The following is a 15,532-nucleotide window of genomic DNA, read 5'->3' on the forward strand; positions in this document are numbered from 1 at the left end:
AATAAACTTGATCAATAAATTTTTGTATGAGTTCATCTTCATATTTGTCTGCTATCTTCTCACTCATCTTTTCATCTAAAATTATATTGTCACTTATATAATCTTGATAATGTCCAATTTCATGCGCTAATATTCTTAAAATGTTTAAATCACTATCAAAAAGTGACATTTCTTTTTTAATTGTTCATAGCTATGTGTGGAAACGACTATTCTTGGATACTTAAATAAAGATTTGGGATATTGGAAGTAACCATAAGAATCTTCGAGTTCTTTATGCGTAATATGAATATTAACTTTTAAAGGGAATTCCAATTCTTTTTTAATGAAATTTCTAAATTGTACAAAAGCCTTCTTTAAATGAGCACTTATTTCAGAATCAAACTTCAACGTAAGTCCATCTTTATAAAGTGTAGAACTATTATTATGACAAAATAAATATTTGTAAGTTAAATAATAACTGTATTTTCTAATGTTATATTCAAATCGGTCAAAATGATCAATGAGTTCTTTATGTGTAACTTTTTCGTACTCTAAAGTATAGAATTGTGCGATATGATAATTTAAATCATATAAAATTTCAGAAAGTGCATATTCCAATCTGTTTACAATAATGTTATTGCTCTTCTTAGCCACAAGATATTCTTCAATATTATATAAAGAATAATATATATGACGATTATCAAAGTCTACTTGGCAATCTGAAAGATAACCATAAGAACTTATTGGAGCATCATGGATAATAATTTTAATGTTTTGATTTAATATGTTATTTCTATTAATCCATTTAATATAATTTCTGATGCTTTGAACTACACTTGTGTGATTACTTTTATTTATTACTGTTATTTTAGTCATCTTCATCATCCTCAAACACTTCTTACAATAAATTATCTATACATTCCAAATATTGTCAATTGAATCTTACAACTATTCATGACATTTGTCATATGATATTCGTGACAGTTTGTACTTATAACGGGTGGTGTGATTTTTTATAATATAGGTAACATATAAAGGACGGTGATGATTGTGATTGATGTTCAAAATGTAACGAAAATCTATAATCAGAAAAAAGTTGTGAGTGATGTTTCTTTTCAAATTAATGAGGGTGAATGTACGGCTTTAATTGGTCCAAATGGTGCTGGTAAGTCTACTTTGATTGATATGATTATTGGTGACAGACATCCTAATGACGGGCAAATTATTAGCGATAATCAACAATTAGATAAGAAGCGGATGGGAATTTTGTTTCAAACAACAGCTTTTCCGGATGTGATGAAAGTTAAGGAGTTGTTTTATCTTTTTAAGTCTTTTTATAAAGATACGATTTCGATAGAAACTTTTAAAGAAATTACACGATTTGATAATGATAAACTTGAACAATTTGCTGCTAAATTATCTGGTGGTGAACGTAGAATATTGGATTTTACATTATCTATTATTGGAAAACCGGACTTTGTCATTTTGGATGAGCCGACAAGTGCGATGGATACTGAAATGAGAAAGCATTTTTGGAAAGTGATTGAGGAAATGAAACAAGAAGGTAAAACGATATTTTATACTTCTCATTATATTGAAGAAGTTGAAAGAATGGCTGACCGTGTTGTTGTACTTAATAAAGGTGAGCTTGTTATGGATAGTACACCTAGAGCGATACGTCATAGCGAAAATAAAACAATGATTCAAATTCCTTTATCGAAAAAAGAAGTGGTGAACATTCTTAAAAATGTTTCGGTTGAAGCATCTAAAGACATGCTCATCATTACTACTGAAGATGTAAATCCTGTTATTAAAGCTTTTATAGACTATGGCATTGATTTTAATGAGGTAGAAATTATTAAAGAGTCATTAATGGATACGATATTTTCAAAAAATGAAGAAAGGGTTTGATGAGATATGTTATGGGCGTATTTTAAATCTGAATTGTTATTGTTAACGAGAAAAAAATCATATTTAATACTTTCGATTATGTTGCCGTTAGTATTTTATTTAATATTCACAGCGCTACTGGATTTACCTAAAGAATACGAAGCTAAATTTTATAAAGAGTATATGTTTAGTATGGCGACGTTCAGTTTAAGTAGTTTCTGTATTATGACGTTTCCATTAGAAATGATTGAAGATAAGAAAATAGGATGGTCTAAAAATTTATTCAAAACGCCTTTATCTCCAAGTTATTACTATGTAGGGAAAGTAATGAAATTAATGTGCATGTTTTGTCTAGCCATTATCGCATTATTTTTAACAGGTGCTTTTTATAAAGGTGTTGAAATGTCAGCAAGCGAGTGGATTGGTTCAGGATTGATGTTATGGGGTGGGTCTAGTATGTTTTTATCAATGGGCGTTCTTATATCTCAAATAAAAGATATCCAAAAAGCTAGTGCTATCGCGAATATCATATATTTAGGACTTGCTGTATTGGGTGGACTTTGGTTCCCAACAGATCAGTTTCCAGATTGGCTAAAGCATGTATCTTATGCAACACCAACTTATAATTTAAGAGAACTTTCTTTATCTGTGACAACTCAAGGTGGTATACACTTTGTTTCACTTCTTATATTGGCAATTTATTGTATACTGTTTATAAGTATTGCATTGATTATACGTAAAAAGACGGAAGTGGTTTAATGACATTAATAGAAAGAATTAAAGAGAATCCTATAGGTTCATCAAACTTAATTTATCTCATCTTTCCGATATTGAGTTTGACAGTACTTGGTCATAGAGGACCTTTATGGAGCGGTATATTGGTTACCGCTCTATTTACGATAAGTTACTTAATGATGATTTATGTAAATTTATCTAAATGAAGTATACTTAGAAGAATACTTTTAACGATTCATTTTTTAGGTATATTTTATTTTGTAGATTATTTTAATGCTTCTCATTTATTATTCTTTTTCTATGCAGCTTATATTATTCCATATGTCTTTCAAACTAAAATAAAATCTATCGAAGTATTGATGTATATTGTGTCGTTTATGATTGCTATTTATATTATTGCAGTTGATCATAGAGATTATTTAATTATTATGATACCTATGAGTATTGTCATTATATTTATTATGTTTGGAAATTTTAAAGCGTTAGAATCTGAACAGTTAAAAGAAGAAATTAGAAGTAAAAATGAACATATCAATACGTTAATTGCTGAACAAGAGCGAAATAGAATTGGACAAGATTTACATGATACGTTAGGTCATGTGTTTGCGAGTTTAAGTATTAAATCTGAACTTGCAATGAAGTTAGTGGATAAAGATATCAATAAAGCAAAAGACGAAATGGCATCTGTGAATGGATTATCTAAAGAAGCCCTTGTTAAAGTAAGAGCAATTGTAGATGATTTGAAGTTGCAGTCTTTTGAAGAAGAAGTGAAGACGATGGAGACATTGTTAGAAAATGCGAACTTATCATTTGAATTTAAAAATGCTGATCGAGCTCAGTCACTCAGTCCTACTCGACAATCAGCACTGTCGATGATTTTGAGAGAAGCGGTTAACAATGTCATTAAGCATGCACAGGCTACTAAAGTAACAGGTGAAATCGTTGAAGAAAATGAACATTTAACATTGGTAATCATAGATGACGGCATAGGTATGAAACACATTGATGAAGATGATTTTAAGAGTATCAAATATCGTGTTCATGCATTAAAAGGTCAATTAAAAGTAAGTAATTTAAATAAAGGATTAAAAATGACGATAACATTGCCTAGAGGGGATGACACATTATGATATCAATTGTTATAGCAGAAGACCAAGAAATGTTACGGAAAGCCATGGTTCAATTGATGGAAATGAATGACGAATTAAATATTTTAGGGGACTTTTCAAACGGGGAAGATGCGTTGGAAGGAATTCAAAGTCACGAGCCAGATGTAGCGATACTAGATGTCGAAATGCCTAAAATGACAGGGTTAGAAGTATTGAAAAAAGTAAAAAATTCGAATTTAAATACGAAAGTCATCATCGTTACAACTTTTAAAAGACCAGGATACTTTGAAAGTGCGGTAGCAAATGATGTTGATGCATATGTATTGAAAGAACGATCAATAGATGAACTTGTAGAAACAATTAAAAATGTGATGGACGGTAATAAAGAATATAGTGAATCTTTAATGACATCAATGTTTAAAGATAGAAACCCATTAAGTCCGAAAGAACAACTCGTATTGAAAGAAATAGGCAAAGGCTTATCCAGTAAAGAAATATCAAAAGAATTATATTTATCAGACGGCACAATTAGAAATTATACATCGATTATTATAGATAAATTAGAAGCAGATAACCGGTTTGATGCATGGCAGAAAGCAATAGAAAAAGGATGGATATAGTGAGGTACAAGGGGAGTAAAGGTTAGTAGTGAATTTCTGGACCGATAAAAAAATTTACCGGTCCGAAAACATGATTACCAGGCCGATAAATGAAAAGCTGAGCCATCATTTGATGATGTGCTCAGCTTTCTTATTGATTATTTTGTTTTTACGGTGTGTATAAACTCATATAATCCGTTTAGTTGATCGAGTTGTTGATTACAATGTTCACTATCATGGCAAATGTAATTACCATTTTTAGTATATGTTCCATCACCTTTAGATTTCGTCGTAGATAGAAACATGGAAACATTGGATTCTTTCTTACATATACTACAGATTCCAGGCTTAATCGTTGGTGATAAATCGCCGGATACGCCTATCAATTTATCATCTTCATAGAGCACGATAAATTTCTTTTGTTTACCAGAATCATTCCAACCTATATATGAAGACTCTTTTAAGTCTATGTTATCCCATTCTGGTTGTTTTAACTTTTTAGTCTTTTTAAAGATCTTTTCAAGTTGCTTACTTGAAGGCTGTTCAAATGGGACGACGTAGCTTTTAAGCCCAAATAATAATTTCTCAATTTGTGCTCGAGAAATCTTTTTATTCATAATGATTTTTGTGAAATCTTCTATTTCAGAATGCTTTTCCTCAAAAAGCTGTGAAATATGGTCGTATGTTATAGCTTGAAACGTATCGATTGTTTTTATATCATTTACAGATTTATAAACGTTAAATAACTGTTCTGATTTTTCTTTAATACTAACGAATTGATATGGTTTAATGTAATTATTCATATTAAATCCCTTCTTTTAAATTATTTCATTTGATCGTTGGGTATGAATAATTGTAGAGAACATGACACATTTAGTAGCATCTTAAGATCCCTCCTTATCAGACACTAGTATAGCCCTTTAGTAATGTAATTTCAAATGTATATTATTATAAAAATCATTCGAAATAGTGTAAAATTAAAAGACAACCAAATATGGTTGGAATTTTTTATTATATGGAGGAATTAATTAATAATTGGGGACCACAATTAGTTTAATCACGTTTATTGTATTACTCGCTTTAACCGGATTCTTTGTTGCGACGGAGTTTGCGATTGTAAAGGTCAGGTCATCTAGAATTAACTATTTAGCAGAACAGAATTATAAGAACGCTCAACCAGCTAAAAAGGTAGTTGAACATCTTGATGAGTATTTAGCGGCATGTCAGTTAGGTATAACCATTACAGCACTCGGAATTGGTATGGTTGGAGAATCAACATTTGAGTTTATTTTGCATCCACTTTATAGTAGCTTTGGATTATCAGAATCGGTTATTCATATCTTAACTTTAGCAAGCGCATTTATTATTGCAACATATTTACACGTTGTAGTAGGAGAAATGGCGCCAAAGACTATCGCAATTCAAAAAGCTGAACAAGTTACATTGTTCTTTGCAAGACCGATTATACTGTTTTACAAATTATTATATCCTTTTATCTTTATTTTAAATGGGTCAGCAAGAATGATATTGAGCTTATTTGGTATGAAACCTGCGAAAGAATCTGAATTATATCACTCTGAAGAAGAATTGAAGATGTTGATTAAAGAAAGTCACCAAGGCGGAGAAATTTCATCAACAGAATTAGAACATATTAATAAAGTATTTATTTATGATGAACTTGTTGTCAAAGATTGTATGATTTCTAGAGACAATATGACAATGATTAATAGTAAATCTAGTCAACAAGAAGCCATTCAATTTGTGAAAAATGGTTATTATACAAGATATCCAGTGTATCAAGATGATAAAACGAATGTTATTGGATATATACATGCGAAAGATTTATTGAAAGACAACATACAAGATATAACTGAATTGATTCACGAAATCATATATGTCAAAGAGACAGACGCCATTCAAAACGTATTAGATAAAATGAAAAAACAACGTGCACATATCGCAATCGTTCATAATGAACAAGGTAAATTAGCAGGTATGATCACGATGGAAGACATACTTGAAAATATTGTCGGTAACATTGAAGATGAACACGATAAATAGACGTAAAAAGAACCTGAGCCAAAAAATGGCTCAGGTTCTTTTATTCTGACTGTTTCTTTTTTGGTGGCCATATGAAATACGAGATGGTGATGGCTAAATCAATAATGAGCACTATTGACCAAATGTGGATGACACCATCCATAGCTTCAGTCCTACTTTTGTCATGAATTAAGTAAATGATTAAATGTAGAATACCTGTCCCTATAATGTAAGAGAGTAAATGTTTGAACCAACTTTTCGCATACAGTTTCGCATACGCGAACCCACTAGGCTTCTCAGGTTTGCTACCTTCTTTCATGACATAATATCTGAAGCGGTCATCAGCCCATTGAATCATACTTTTACCAAAGACAATTGAAACGGATATATAAACAGCAGCAATCGCGTGAGGTGTTTCGGCAGTTGCGCCATTCATTAAATCAACAGCTGTTGTGATTAATAGAATCAAATCAATAACGGGTGTTAGTGCTAGAAAAATGAGCCCAAGCTTTTTTTGTCTGAATACATATCTTGTGACGAGTCCGAGTAGTATAACGACCCAGAATGCAACTTCACAAAAAATAATGAGCCATACAATAAAATTCATGACTTATCCTCCTTTATTTCGTAAGCTTTGAAATTTCTTCGAATACAATTGCTTTAATATCTTCATTTGAGGTCTGTTTTGGATTTAACAATTTATGAAGTGCTAATCCATCAATTAATGCGTGAAGTCTCATTGAATTAAGATGTATATTGCTGTTGTTTTTTAATAAGTTGTCGCGTTCTAAAATCGTTAATACCGTTGTACATAGTTCGTCTAATCCATCATCTAAAGTACTTTGTCCGTATTCATGGCTGTCATATCGAAAGGCCATCCATACTTCCATATCAGCTAATCTCTCTTCATCTAACGGTAAAACGGTGAGTAAACAAGCTTTTACTTTATCAATTGTGTCTTGGTTATCAGACGTGAGTATTGCTTCGATTCTCCTTCTTACTTTTAGTTCTACTTCAGACATAACTGCACTGAGTAATTCTGAATGACTTGGAAAATAGTATCTAATTTGTCCAGGTGTCATTTGTGCGAGTTTAGCAATTTGTCTAACCGTAGATCCCTTTGCACCATTTTCAACAATTGACTGAAAAGCATATTGAATAATTTGTTCTTTTTTTTCTTTATGATTAATAATTTTTGGCATAGTAGAAGTTTAACATATTTTAATACACCTGTGTTAAATAAAAGTTTGAAAAATAAATTATATTAATTAATAAAAATATAAAAATGCATTGACATTAACGTTTGCAATACATATGATGAAATTATAAATTGTAATTTACAAAATCTTTACATTCTTTACAAAAAATTAATAATAGGAGGTAAAAGTATGGCGAATTTCTTGAAACCAGCTAAACATATAGATCCTCTGCCAAGTGAACAGGTAGATGATACATATAAGAAATTGAGACTACAAGTCTTTATAGGGATATTTCTTGGTTATGCTGGTTACTATTTATTAAGGAAAAACTTTTCACTTGCGATGCCAGCATTAATTGATGAAGGCTTTAGTAAGACGGAATTAGGGTTTGCTTTATCAGCTATTTCAATTGCTTACGGTTTTAGTAAATTTATTATGGGTACAGTGAGTGACCGGAGTAACGCAAGAATATTTTTAACATTAGGTTTAGTATTAACGGCAATCGTTAATTTATTGATGGGTTTTATACCTGTCTTAACATCTAGTGTATTTATCATGTTTATTATGCTTTTCCTAAATGGTTGGTTCCAAGGTATGGGGTGGCCGCCATCTGGTAGAGTACTTGTACATTGGTACAGTGTTAGTGAACGTGGTAGTAAGACAGCAATTTGGAATGTCGCTCATAATGTTGGTGGTGGATTGATGGCACCAATAGCTTTATTAGGTATTTCGATTACAGGAACATTATCGTTTGGTTACTTAAAAGGCTTTGAAGGTGCTTTTATTTATCCAGCTATTATTGCATTAATTATTGCACTTGTTTCGTATATTCTAGTTAGGGACACACCTCAATCAATGGGATTACCACCAATTGAAGAATATCGAAATGATTATCCGAATAAAGAACAGAAATCTTTAGAAGTAGAGCTATCAACAAAAGATATTCTCTTTAAATATGTATTGAATAACAAATGGGTTTGGATGATTGCTATTGCAAATATCTTTGTTTATTTTGTTCGATATGGTGTGTTAGACTGGGCACCAACTTATTTAAGTGAAGAAAAAGATTTCGACTTAAATGCATCAGGTTGGGCTTACTTCTTATATGAGTGGGCAGGTATTCCAGGAACATTATTATGTGGTTATATTTCAGATAAAGTGTTCAAAGGTAGAAGGGGACCAGCAGGATTTATATTCATGTTAGGTGTGACGATCGCAGTCATTGTATACTGGTTAAATCCAGCAGGAAACCCATTAGTAGACAATATTGCATTAGTCGCTATAGGCTTCCTAATATACGGACCAGTTATGTTGATTGGCTTACAAGCATTAGATTATGTACCTAAAAAAGCAGCAGGTACTGCTGCGGGATTAACTGGATTGTTTGGTTATTTAGGTGGTGCTGTAATGGCTAATATCATTATGGGACTAACAGTTGATAAGTTCGGATGGGATTCAGGATTTTTATTATTGACAATCATTAGTGTCCTTGCAATGCTAAGTTTCATCTTAACTTGGAACAAACGTGGACAAGAAGTTGTAAAATCATAATATTATATGAACTGAGACTGGGGTAGTTGTACCTTAGTCTCTTTTTGCATTTAATGAAGTTGTATTAAGTCGAAGTATCGAATGATAAACGTTCGCGGAATTCGATGATACGATTCAATATATTCTCACTTAATAAATTGTATGATTCTTTCAAAATATTAAAACATTTACCTTAATCTGATTTTCTTCAATTTATATATTTACTGATTAAAGTTTTCGAATTATAATAACGTCATTATAATTCTATATTTTTACATAAGTAATTCGATGTTTACTTATGGGATTTGGATTAAATTTATTAAGATATCAAAGAATTAGGAGATTTGTTGTGAGAAATATATATGAAATCAAATACCTAAAATATTCTGCTACTAAATATCGCAATCATATAGGTATTTCATTTTTTGTAGTATTAAAGGGGCATGTTATGGTTACTATCAAAGAGAATAGTAACCAATATAAAGAAGGGGAAACGTTTGTTGTTAAACATAATGAGTGGTATAAACTCGATGTATCAGAAGGGAATATTGTTGTACAAATTCATTTGTATGAGTCATTAATATCAACGATGATACCGGAGTTACTTTCATATCATCAGTATATACAAAACCAAACAGAATTAATTCCTTTAAGAGACCATTTAATATGCTTGTGTGATTTATATTTAATACAAGAAAACAACCGCAATTTAAAAATAATGAAGCAACTTATTACGATATTAGAATTTTATAGAGACCGTTTAACGGTTTATTCAAAAGAATGTCCAATTATTAACCGACATATGAACCCGATAATTGATGAAATTAAAGATTATATATATGAGCATTATAATGAACGTATAACCATCAATACATTTACCGATAAATATCATATTTCTGAATCGTATTTTTCGAAATTATTTAAAGAACAAATGGGTGTGAACTTTAAAGATTATTTAACGGACATCAGATTGTTAAATAGCACGTATGATTTAATTCATACACAAGAAAAAATAATCGACATATCTGAAAAACATGGATTTTATAATGTATCGTCTTATATTTATTCTTTTAAATTGTATTATGGTGTTACGCCAAAAAAGTATCGTGATATGATGCAACGTAAACACGCACAAATTGAACGACAAAGCTTTTTTAATGAAGTAGATCATGAGCGAGATTTATCAGATGAGGAAGTTAAATATTATTTAAAAAAGTTTCAAGGGGATTATTCAAGTATGATATGTACATAAAAATTTAGTATTTTTAACAAAATAAAACCTCCCAATCTCTTTTAAGGTTAAACAGATTGGAAGGTAAAAAGTTCGTATTAAGATTGTGCAATATATTTTTTGATAACTTCTTTGTTTTTTTCTTTGAAGACATCATTGTGGCTCGATACGCGACCGCCTGCTTGTGCTTCAGGATCGATATAGCTTTTAGCTAAGTTTGCAGCATTTGCAGCATCATTGAAACAAGAAGCAATCAAATGAACTTTCGCATCATGTTTAATGATATCCCCAGCACCGAATATACCAGGTACTGAAGTTTGACTGTTTCCTAAACCTTCAATAAAGAAATCATTAACTAAATTGACTTTTGTTTGTGCATTATGAAGTAACTCTGATTCACGATCAAAACCATGACTAATGATGACTTCATCAACAGGTACGATTTCTTGTTCATTTGTATCAACATGTTCTAAAACAACCTCTGTGATAACTGGTTTATTAGGATCACTGTTAAGTTGTTTAATAACCATACTTGGTTTTTTAGAGATATCAAGTTTATCTAATAATTGTTTCATATGTTCATGCCCAGAAATTTCCTCTTTTCTGTAGCAAAGCGTAACACTTTTCGCATATTCTGATAAATCACAAGCCCAATCTAATGCAGAGTTACCTGCCCCCGAAATTAATATGTGCTTGTCTTTAAATTTCTGGATAGACTGCACAACATAATTTAAATTGGACAATTCAAAACGCTCAGCACCTTCAATATCTAAAGTTAAAGGCTTAATTATGCCACCACCAACAGCAATAATGACAGATTTTGAATGATACTCATGACCTTTTTCTGTATATATAATAAAATGTTGTTCTTCAACTTTTTTAATATCAATAACTTTTTCTTCTAAGCACACTTCTGGACCGAAATGTAAGCCTTGTTGCACTAAATCTTGAATAACTTCATAACAAGGTTTTGGCGCAAGTGCCCCTATATCCCAAATGACTTTTTCAGGGTAGACATGCATTTTACCGCCTAATTTATTTTGGAAATCTATTATTCTTACGCTCATTCCTCTTAACCCGGAATAAAAACTCGCAAATAATCCCGCTGGACCCCCGCCGATAATCGTAACGTCTGTAATATTCATCAGTCATGATTCCTCCTAATTATTTCAACTTACGGTTATTATCCTATATTTGCAAATGATAATCAATATCAATGAAGGAATTGTCATAATTTTTTAATTAAATACATATGTAAAATATTTTTAGATAAATAAAAATTGAGTGAGAATGCTTGTGTGAATCGGGGGATAGTGAGGTTGTATTTGAGTATTATCGAAAAAATGAGTGCATGTTAGGGATGTCGTTATGGACAGAATTCCGAGAAATGTCCGTAAGAGAGGTTGTTAGAGACAGAATTCCGAGAAATGTCCATAACGAGTGCGTCACTCTAATTACCAGAATTCAGAATAATGAAAGTTAGCGCACTCTCACATAATGAAAGGCTGAGATAATTTTCATGTCTCAGCCTTCTTATCATACTTATTCTATTGGGAAGAGTGATTCTATAAGTTGAATGTTCTCTTCTGTTAAGTTCACTTCTAATGTTTTTAAGTTGTCGATAACTTGTTCGCCTCGTTTAGCGCCTGGTATGATCACATCTAATGATGGTTTTGTTAAATAATATGCTAACACAATATGCGCTACGTCTACGCCATGCTCTTGAGCGACTTCTCTAAGTTTGTCTACTTTTTTTAGATTTTCTTTAAAAGCTTCACCTTGGAATTCTGGTTTTTCTGCTCTTAAATCATCGAATGTTGTATTCTCATCATATTTACCAGCTAATAATCCTGCAGCTAATGGGAAATATGGAATAAATGTAATATCATGTTCTGCGGTATATTCTAAGATGTGTTCATTCTCACGATTTAATAAATTATATTCATGTTGAATAACATCTACATTACCATTTTTATTGGCTTCTTTAAGTTGTTCTAAAGTGAAGTTAGAAACACCGATTGCTTTAATTTTTCCAGCATCTTTTAATTCTTGTAAAGCTGCAACTGCTTCGTCTTTAGGTATTTCATCATCTGGGAAGTGAATATAGTATAAATCTATATAGCCAGTTTGTAATCTTTTAAGACTGTTTTCAACTTGTTCTTTTAAAAATTCAGGGTCGTTAGATAATTTCGTATCATCACCGTCAAAGTAGTGAGCGCCTTTAGTAGCGATAACGACATCTTCGCGATTGTATTCTCCAACGACTTCTCCGACAAGTTCTTCTGATCTTCCTGGACCATAGATGAAAGCAGTGTCTAATAAATTAACGCCATTGTCTAGGGCAGCTCTAACAACATTTTTACCTTGTTCTTCATCAAGGTTTGGATATAAATTATGACCACCAACAGCATTTGTTCCTAAACCAATTGGATTAACTTCAATATTTGATTTACCTAATTTTACGCGTTTTGCCATTTCAATCATCCTTGTCTCATTGTTTGTTTTAAATTTGAATAAGTTTGAATTAAAATTCTTCATAAGTTGCTGGATCTTGATCTTTAAGTCGTCCATCAGCTTTTGTTAATGCATCGATTGCGTGTAAATCTTCTGATTCTAAATAGAAATCAAACACATCTAAATTTTGTAGTTGTCTTTCGTTAGATGTTGATTTTGGAATTGGGACAATACCATTTTGAACGTGCCATTTTAAAATGATTTGTGGAATTGTTTTATTATATTTTTCAGCGATTTTACCAATTTCTTTATCGTTTATAACTTCTGAAGCGCGACCTAGAGGACTCCAAGCTTCTATTATAATACCTTTTTCTTGATGATATTCGAGTACATCTTTTTGGTTGAAATAAGGATGTAATTCTATTTGGTTAACTGCAGGTAGTACACCAGTTTCTTTTTCTAATGTATCAATATGTTCTTCTAAGAAATTACATACACCTATAGATTTAATAAGGCCAAGTTTCTGTGCGTCTATGAGTGCTTTCCAAGCTCCTACATATTTGCCTTGTTTAGGGTTTGGCCAGTGAATTAAATATAAGTCAATATATTCTACACCTAATCGATAAATCGATTCTTGTATAGCAGTAATGGCTTGATCATAACTATGATAACGACCAGGTAGCTTTGATGTTACGATAATTTGATCGCGACTAACATGGCTTTCTTGTATCGCTTTTCCGACAGTACCTTCATTTTCGTAGTTATATGCAGTATCTAATATGCGATATCCATTGTTTAATGCGTTTACGATTGCATGCACACCAGATGATCCGTTCAATTTATACGTACCAAATCCTACTTGCGGTAACACTTGTCCATCATTTAAATGATAATTTTCCATGATAAAATGCCTCCTAAATAAATATAATGACTGTACACTTGTAAACTATATCATAACTATTTTTGTTGATAGGAATAATCAGCTTATAAATATTTTGGAAAACGTATTGAATTCATATAGTGAATGTAGTAAGATGTATCTCATTGCGCAAGATAAGTAGCTAATAGCTAGAGTCATATTATTGAGAAAAGAAGGGTTAAAATGGAGCGTGTATGTGTCATATCATTAAGCATTATAGATGCAATCATGATACTCATGTTGGTACTGTTTAATACGGCAATTATTTCTAATATTTATGTATTAACAGTTTATGCTTTAATCATGGTACTGGTTTCTGGTTATATCGTATATTTAGCTATCAGTATGAAATGCGATCAATCTATTAATCAATTTGATCAATATTCTAAATAATTAAATTTAACGAGTAAAAATGTATATGATTGAAACTTCAACGAATAAGCCTTGATGGTTTATTCGTTTTTTTATTTATATAAAAATCGTAAATAGTATGTAAAAATGTAGTAACATACTTTTAAGTTGCATGTTATAATAATGATGCTTTTAATTAAACGAAAAGGGTGGACAATAAACAATGTTTTTAATCATCAACATAATTGGTTTGTTGGTATTCATTGGTGTCGCTTTTCTTTTTTCTAGAGACAAAAAGAATGTTGATTGGAAATCAGTTTTAATACTAATTATCATTAACTTAGTATTAGCATGGTTCTTCACACAATTTTCTTTCGGAGCGAGATTCGTTAAAGGTGCGGCTGATGGCGTATCATGGCTTTTAGAATCTGCTTTTTCGGGAATTGGATTTGCATTTGGTAGCTTTACAGCACCAGGGCCAGGGAAAATGGATATGGCAGTTTCAGCGTTACTACCAATTTTACTAGTTGTACCAGTATTCGATATTTTAATGTATTTAGGTATTTTACCAAAATTTATTTCAATGTTAGGTTGGGTTATTTCAAAAATAACAAGACAACCTAAATTTGAGTCATTCTTCTCAATTGAAATGATGTTCTTAGGAAATACGGAAGCTTTAGCAGTTTCATCTAAACAATTAACATCTATGAATAAAGTCAGAGTACTTACGCTTGCAATGATGTCTATGAGTTCTGTATCAGGGGCAATTGTTGGTGCGTATGTCACGATGATACCAGGAGAATATGTATTAACGGCAATACCATTAAACATCATTAACGCGATTATTGTAACAACAATTTTAAATCCGTTTGATTTAGACCCAGAAGATGATGTTGTGGCTGAGATAGACGAAGGGGAAAAACAGCCATTCTTCTCATTTTTAGGTGATTCAGTCATCAATGCAGGTAAACTTGTATTAATCATTATCGCATTTGTTATCGCATTTGTTGCGATTGCGGACTTGATTAATAAATTACTAGGTATTATGGATCCAATTCCATATTTACCAAACATAAGATTAGAGTATATCCTCGGAATCTTTATGTTCCCATTCGCAATTTTACTTGGTATGCCAGTTGGGGAAGCATGGGTAGTTGCTCAACAAATGGCACTTAAGATAGTAACAAATGAGTTTGTTGTTATGAGCACGATTAGTAAAGAAATAAGTGAATATTCAACACATAGAGCAGCAGTAATTAGTACATTCTTAGTATCATTTGCTAATTTCTCTACTATTGGTATGATAATAGGTACTTTGAAAGGTATTGTTAAAGAAGATGTTTCTAATTTCGTATCTAAATACGTACCAATGATGTTGTTATCAGGTATTTTAGTGTCACTGTTAACAGCAGCATTCGTTGGATTATTTGCTTGGTAAGTTCAATAAACACTTTTAAAGTTTAAACTTAAAAGCAACAAGCACATTTAATGTACTT

The 15,532-nt window shown here is 31.5% G+C and carries 17 protein-coding genes; 10 read left to right on the forward strand and 7 right to left on the reverse strand.

Going from position 1 to position 15,532, the window contains the following annotated elements; all coding sequences use genetic code 11:
• Window positions 1-144: 144 nt before the first annotated feature.
• Complete coding sequence (locus LQ694_RS11320) at window positions 145-855, reverse strand: hypothetical protein (RefSeq protein ID WP_096791077.1); 711 nt, start codon at window positions 853-855, stop codon at window positions 145-147.
• A 168-nt stretch (window positions 856-1,023) separates the two neighbouring features.
• Here LQ694_RS11320 and LQ694_RS11325 point away from each other — a divergent pair, with 168 nt between their 5' ends.
• From LQ694_RS11325 to LQ694_RS11345, 5 genes are all read left to right on the forward strand, one after another.
• Window positions 1,024-1,890: an ABC transporter ATP-binding protein gene (locus LQ694_RS11325; RefSeq protein WP_201277779.1), complete on the forward strand. Its 867-nt coding sequence runs from the start codon at window positions 1,024-1,026 to the stop codon at window positions 1,888-1,890.
• Between the two features lie 6 nt (window positions 1,891-1,896).
• Window positions 1,897-2,628 carry an ABC transporter permease gene (locus tag LQ694_RS11330; RefSeq protein ID WP_096791078.1) on the forward strand — a complete coding sequence of 244 codons (732 nt, stop codon included), beginning with the start codon at window positions 1,897-1,899 and terminating at the stop codon, window positions 2,626-2,628.
• Window positions 2,628-2,810 carry a hypothetical protein gene (locus LQ694_RS11335; protein WP_239772060.1) on the forward strand — a complete coding sequence of 61 codons (183 nt, stop codon included), beginning with the start codon at window positions 2,628-2,630 and terminating at the stop codon, window positions 2,808-2,810. Before LQ694_RS11330 ends, LQ694_RS11335 begins: the two co-directional genes overlap by 1 nt.
• Window positions 2,811-2,963: 153 nt before the next feature.
• Window positions 2,964-3,734 carry a sensor histidine kinase gene (locus LQ694_RS11340; RefSeq protein WP_239772062.1) on the forward strand — a complete coding sequence of 257 codons (771 nt, stop codon included), beginning with the start codon at window positions 2,964-2,966 and terminating at the stop codon, window positions 3,732-3,734.
• Entirely contained in the window at window positions 3,731-4,333 is a 603-nt protein-coding gene (locus LQ694_RS11345) for a response regulator transcription factor (protein WP_058611555.1), read from the forward strand. The genes LQ694_RS11340 and LQ694_RS11345 overlap by 4 nt, the downstream gene beginning before the upstream one ends.
• Before the next feature lie 137 nt (window positions 4,334-4,470).
• Here LQ694_RS11345 and LQ694_RS11350 read toward each other — a convergent pair whose 3' ends face one another.
• On the reverse strand, window positions 4,471-5,115 hold the full coding sequence (locus tag LQ694_RS11350; protein WP_049319652.1) for a FusB/FusC family EF-G-binding protein: 645 nt from the start codon (window positions 5,113-5,115) through the stop codon (window positions 4,471-4,473).
• 232 nt (window positions 5,116-5,347) lie between these two features.
• Between LQ694_RS11350 and LQ694_RS11355 the strand changes: the two genes are divergently transcribed.
• Window positions 5,348-6,373 (forward strand): hemolysin family protein, encoded by a 1,026-nt coding sequence (locus LQ694_RS11355; protein ID WP_048541799.1) that lies wholly within the window; start codon window positions 5,348-5,350, stop codon window positions 6,371-6,373.
• A gap of 40 nt (window positions 6,374-6,413) precedes the next feature.
• On the opposite strand, the gene LQ694_RS11360 is transcribed toward LQ694_RS11355, so the two are convergent.
• Both LQ694_RS11360 and LQ694_RS11365 read right to left on the reverse strand, forming a co-directional pair.
• On the reverse strand, window positions 6,414-6,959 hold the full coding sequence (locus LQ694_RS11360; RefSeq protein WP_048541801.1) for a hypothetical protein: 546 nt from the start codon (window positions 6,957-6,959) through the stop codon (window positions 6,414-6,416).
• Between the two features lie 13 nt (window positions 6,960-6,972).
• Window positions 6,973-7,554, reverse strand: a complete 582-nt coding sequence (locus tag LQ694_RS11365; RefSeq protein WP_065380958.1) for a TetR/AcrR family transcriptional regulator — start codon at window positions 7,552-7,554, stop codon at window positions 6,973-6,975.
• A gap of 186 nt (window positions 7,555-7,740) precedes the next feature.
• Here LQ694_RS11365 and glpT point away from each other — a divergent pair, with 186 nt between their 5' ends.
• Both glpT and LQ694_RS11375 read left to right on the forward strand, forming a co-directional pair.
• The gene (gene glpT / locus LQ694_RS11370; RefSeq protein WP_058611553.1) at window positions 7,741-9,102 is read left to right on the forward strand and encodes a glycerol-3-phosphate transporter; all 1,362 of its coding nucleotides are present in this window, start codon (window positions 7,741-7,743) and stop codon (window positions 9,100-9,102) included.
• Between the two features lie 328 nt (window positions 9,103-9,430).
• Complete coding sequence (locus LQ694_RS11375) at window positions 9,431-10,333, forward strand: helix-turn-helix transcriptional regulator (protein WP_218696909.1); 903 nt, start codon at window positions 9,431-9,433, stop codon at window positions 10,331-10,333.
• A 77-nt stretch (window positions 10,334-10,410) separates the two neighbouring features.
• Here the strand turns inward: LQ694_RS11375 and LQ694_RS11380 are convergent, their stop codons facing one another.
• From LQ694_RS11380 to LQ694_RS11390, 3 genes are all read right to left on the reverse strand, one after another.
• Entirely contained in the window at window positions 10,411-11,451 is a 1,041-nt protein-coding gene (locus tag LQ694_RS11380) for an NAD(P)/FAD-dependent oxidoreductase (RefSeq protein ID WP_049319912.1), read from the reverse strand.
• A gap of 403 nt (window positions 11,452-11,854) precedes the next feature.
• Window positions 11,855-12,787 carry an aldo/keto reductase gene (locus tag LQ694_RS11385; RefSeq protein WP_196968034.1) on the reverse strand — a complete coding sequence of 311 codons (933 nt, stop codon included), beginning with the start codon at window positions 12,785-12,787 and terminating at the stop codon, window positions 11,855-11,857.
• 49 nt (window positions 12,788-12,836) lie between these two features.
• Entirely contained in the window at window positions 12,837-13,667 is an 831-nt protein-coding gene (locus tag LQ694_RS11390; protein ID WP_058611550.1) for an aldo/keto reductase, read from the reverse strand.
• A 201-nt stretch (window positions 13,668-13,868) separates the two neighbouring features.
• Here LQ694_RS11390 and LQ694_RS11395 point away from each other — a divergent pair, with 201 nt between their 5' ends.
• Window positions 13,869-14,078: a hypothetical protein gene (locus LQ694_RS11395; RefSeq protein WP_048541810.1), complete on the forward strand. Its 210-nt coding sequence runs from the start codon at window positions 13,869-13,871 to the stop codon at window positions 14,076-14,078.
• 181 nt (window positions 14,079-14,259) lie between these two features.
• Window positions 14,260-15,474 (forward strand): NupC/NupG family nucleoside CNT transporter, encoded by a 1,215-nt coding sequence (locus LQ694_RS11400; protein WP_058611549.1) that lies wholly within the window; start codon window positions 14,260-14,262, stop codon window positions 15,472-15,474.
• The last annotated feature ends 58 nt before the right edge of the window (window positions 15,475-15,532 follow it).

Origin of the sequence: Mammaliicoccus sp. P-M58, from assembly GCF_022386165.1 — a bacterium.
Lineage (GTDB): Bacteria > Bacillota > Bacilli > Staphylococcales > Staphylococcaceae > Mammaliicoccus > Mammaliicoccus sciuri.

Coding starts and splice junctions, on each gene's coding strand:
- LQ694_RS11320 (WP_096791077.1), bottom strand. CDS start 855: ATGACTAAAATAACAGTAATAAATAAAAGTAATCACACAAGTGTAGTT.
- LQ694_RS11325 (WP_201277779.1), top strand. CDS start 1,024: ATGATTGTGATTGATGTTCAAAATGTAACGAAAATCTATAATCAGAAA.
- LQ694_RS11330 (WP_096791078.1), top strand. CDS start 1,897: ATGTTATGGGCGTATTTTAAATCTGAATTGTTATTGTTAACGAGAAAA.
- LQ694_RS11335 (WP_239772060.1), top strand. CDS start 2,628: ATGACATTAATAGAAAGAATTAAAGAGAATCCTATAGGTTCATCAAAC.
- LQ694_RS11340 (WP_239772062.1), top strand. CDS start 2,964: ATGTATATTGTGTCGTTTATGATTGCTATTTATATTATTGCAGTTGAT.
- LQ694_RS11345 (WP_058611555.1), top strand. CDS start 3,731: ATGATATCAATTGTTATAGCAGAAGACCAAGAAATGTTACGGAAAGCC.
- LQ694_RS11350 (WP_049319652.1), bottom strand. CDS start 5,115: ATGAATAATTACATTAAACCATATCAATTCGTTAGTATTAAAGAAAAA.
- LQ694_RS11360 (WP_048541801.1), bottom strand. CDS start 6,959: ATGAATTTTATTGTATGGCTCATTATTTTTTGTGAAGTTGCATTCTGG.
- LQ694_RS11365 (WP_065380958.1), bottom strand. CDS start 7,554: ATGCCAAAAATTATTAATCATAAAGAAAAAAAAGAACAAATTATTCAA.
- glpT (WP_058611553.1), top strand. CDS start 7,741: ATGGCGAATTTCTTGAAACCAGCTAAACATATAGATCCTCTGCCAAGT.
- LQ694_RS11385 (WP_196968034.1), bottom strand. CDS start 12,787: ATGGCAAAACGCGTAAAATTAGGTAAATCAAATATTGAAGTTAATCCA.
- LQ694_RS11390 (WP_058611550.1), bottom strand. CDS start 13,667: ATGGAAAATTATCATTTAAATGATGGACAAGTGTTACCGCAAGTAGGA.
- LQ694_RS11395 (WP_048541810.1), top strand. CDS start 13,869: ATGGAGCGTGTATGTGTCATATCATTAAGCATTATAGATGCAATCATG.
- LQ694_RS11400 (WP_058611549.1), top strand. CDS start 14,260: ATGTTTTTAATCATCAACATAATTGGTTTGTTGGTATTCATTGGTGTC.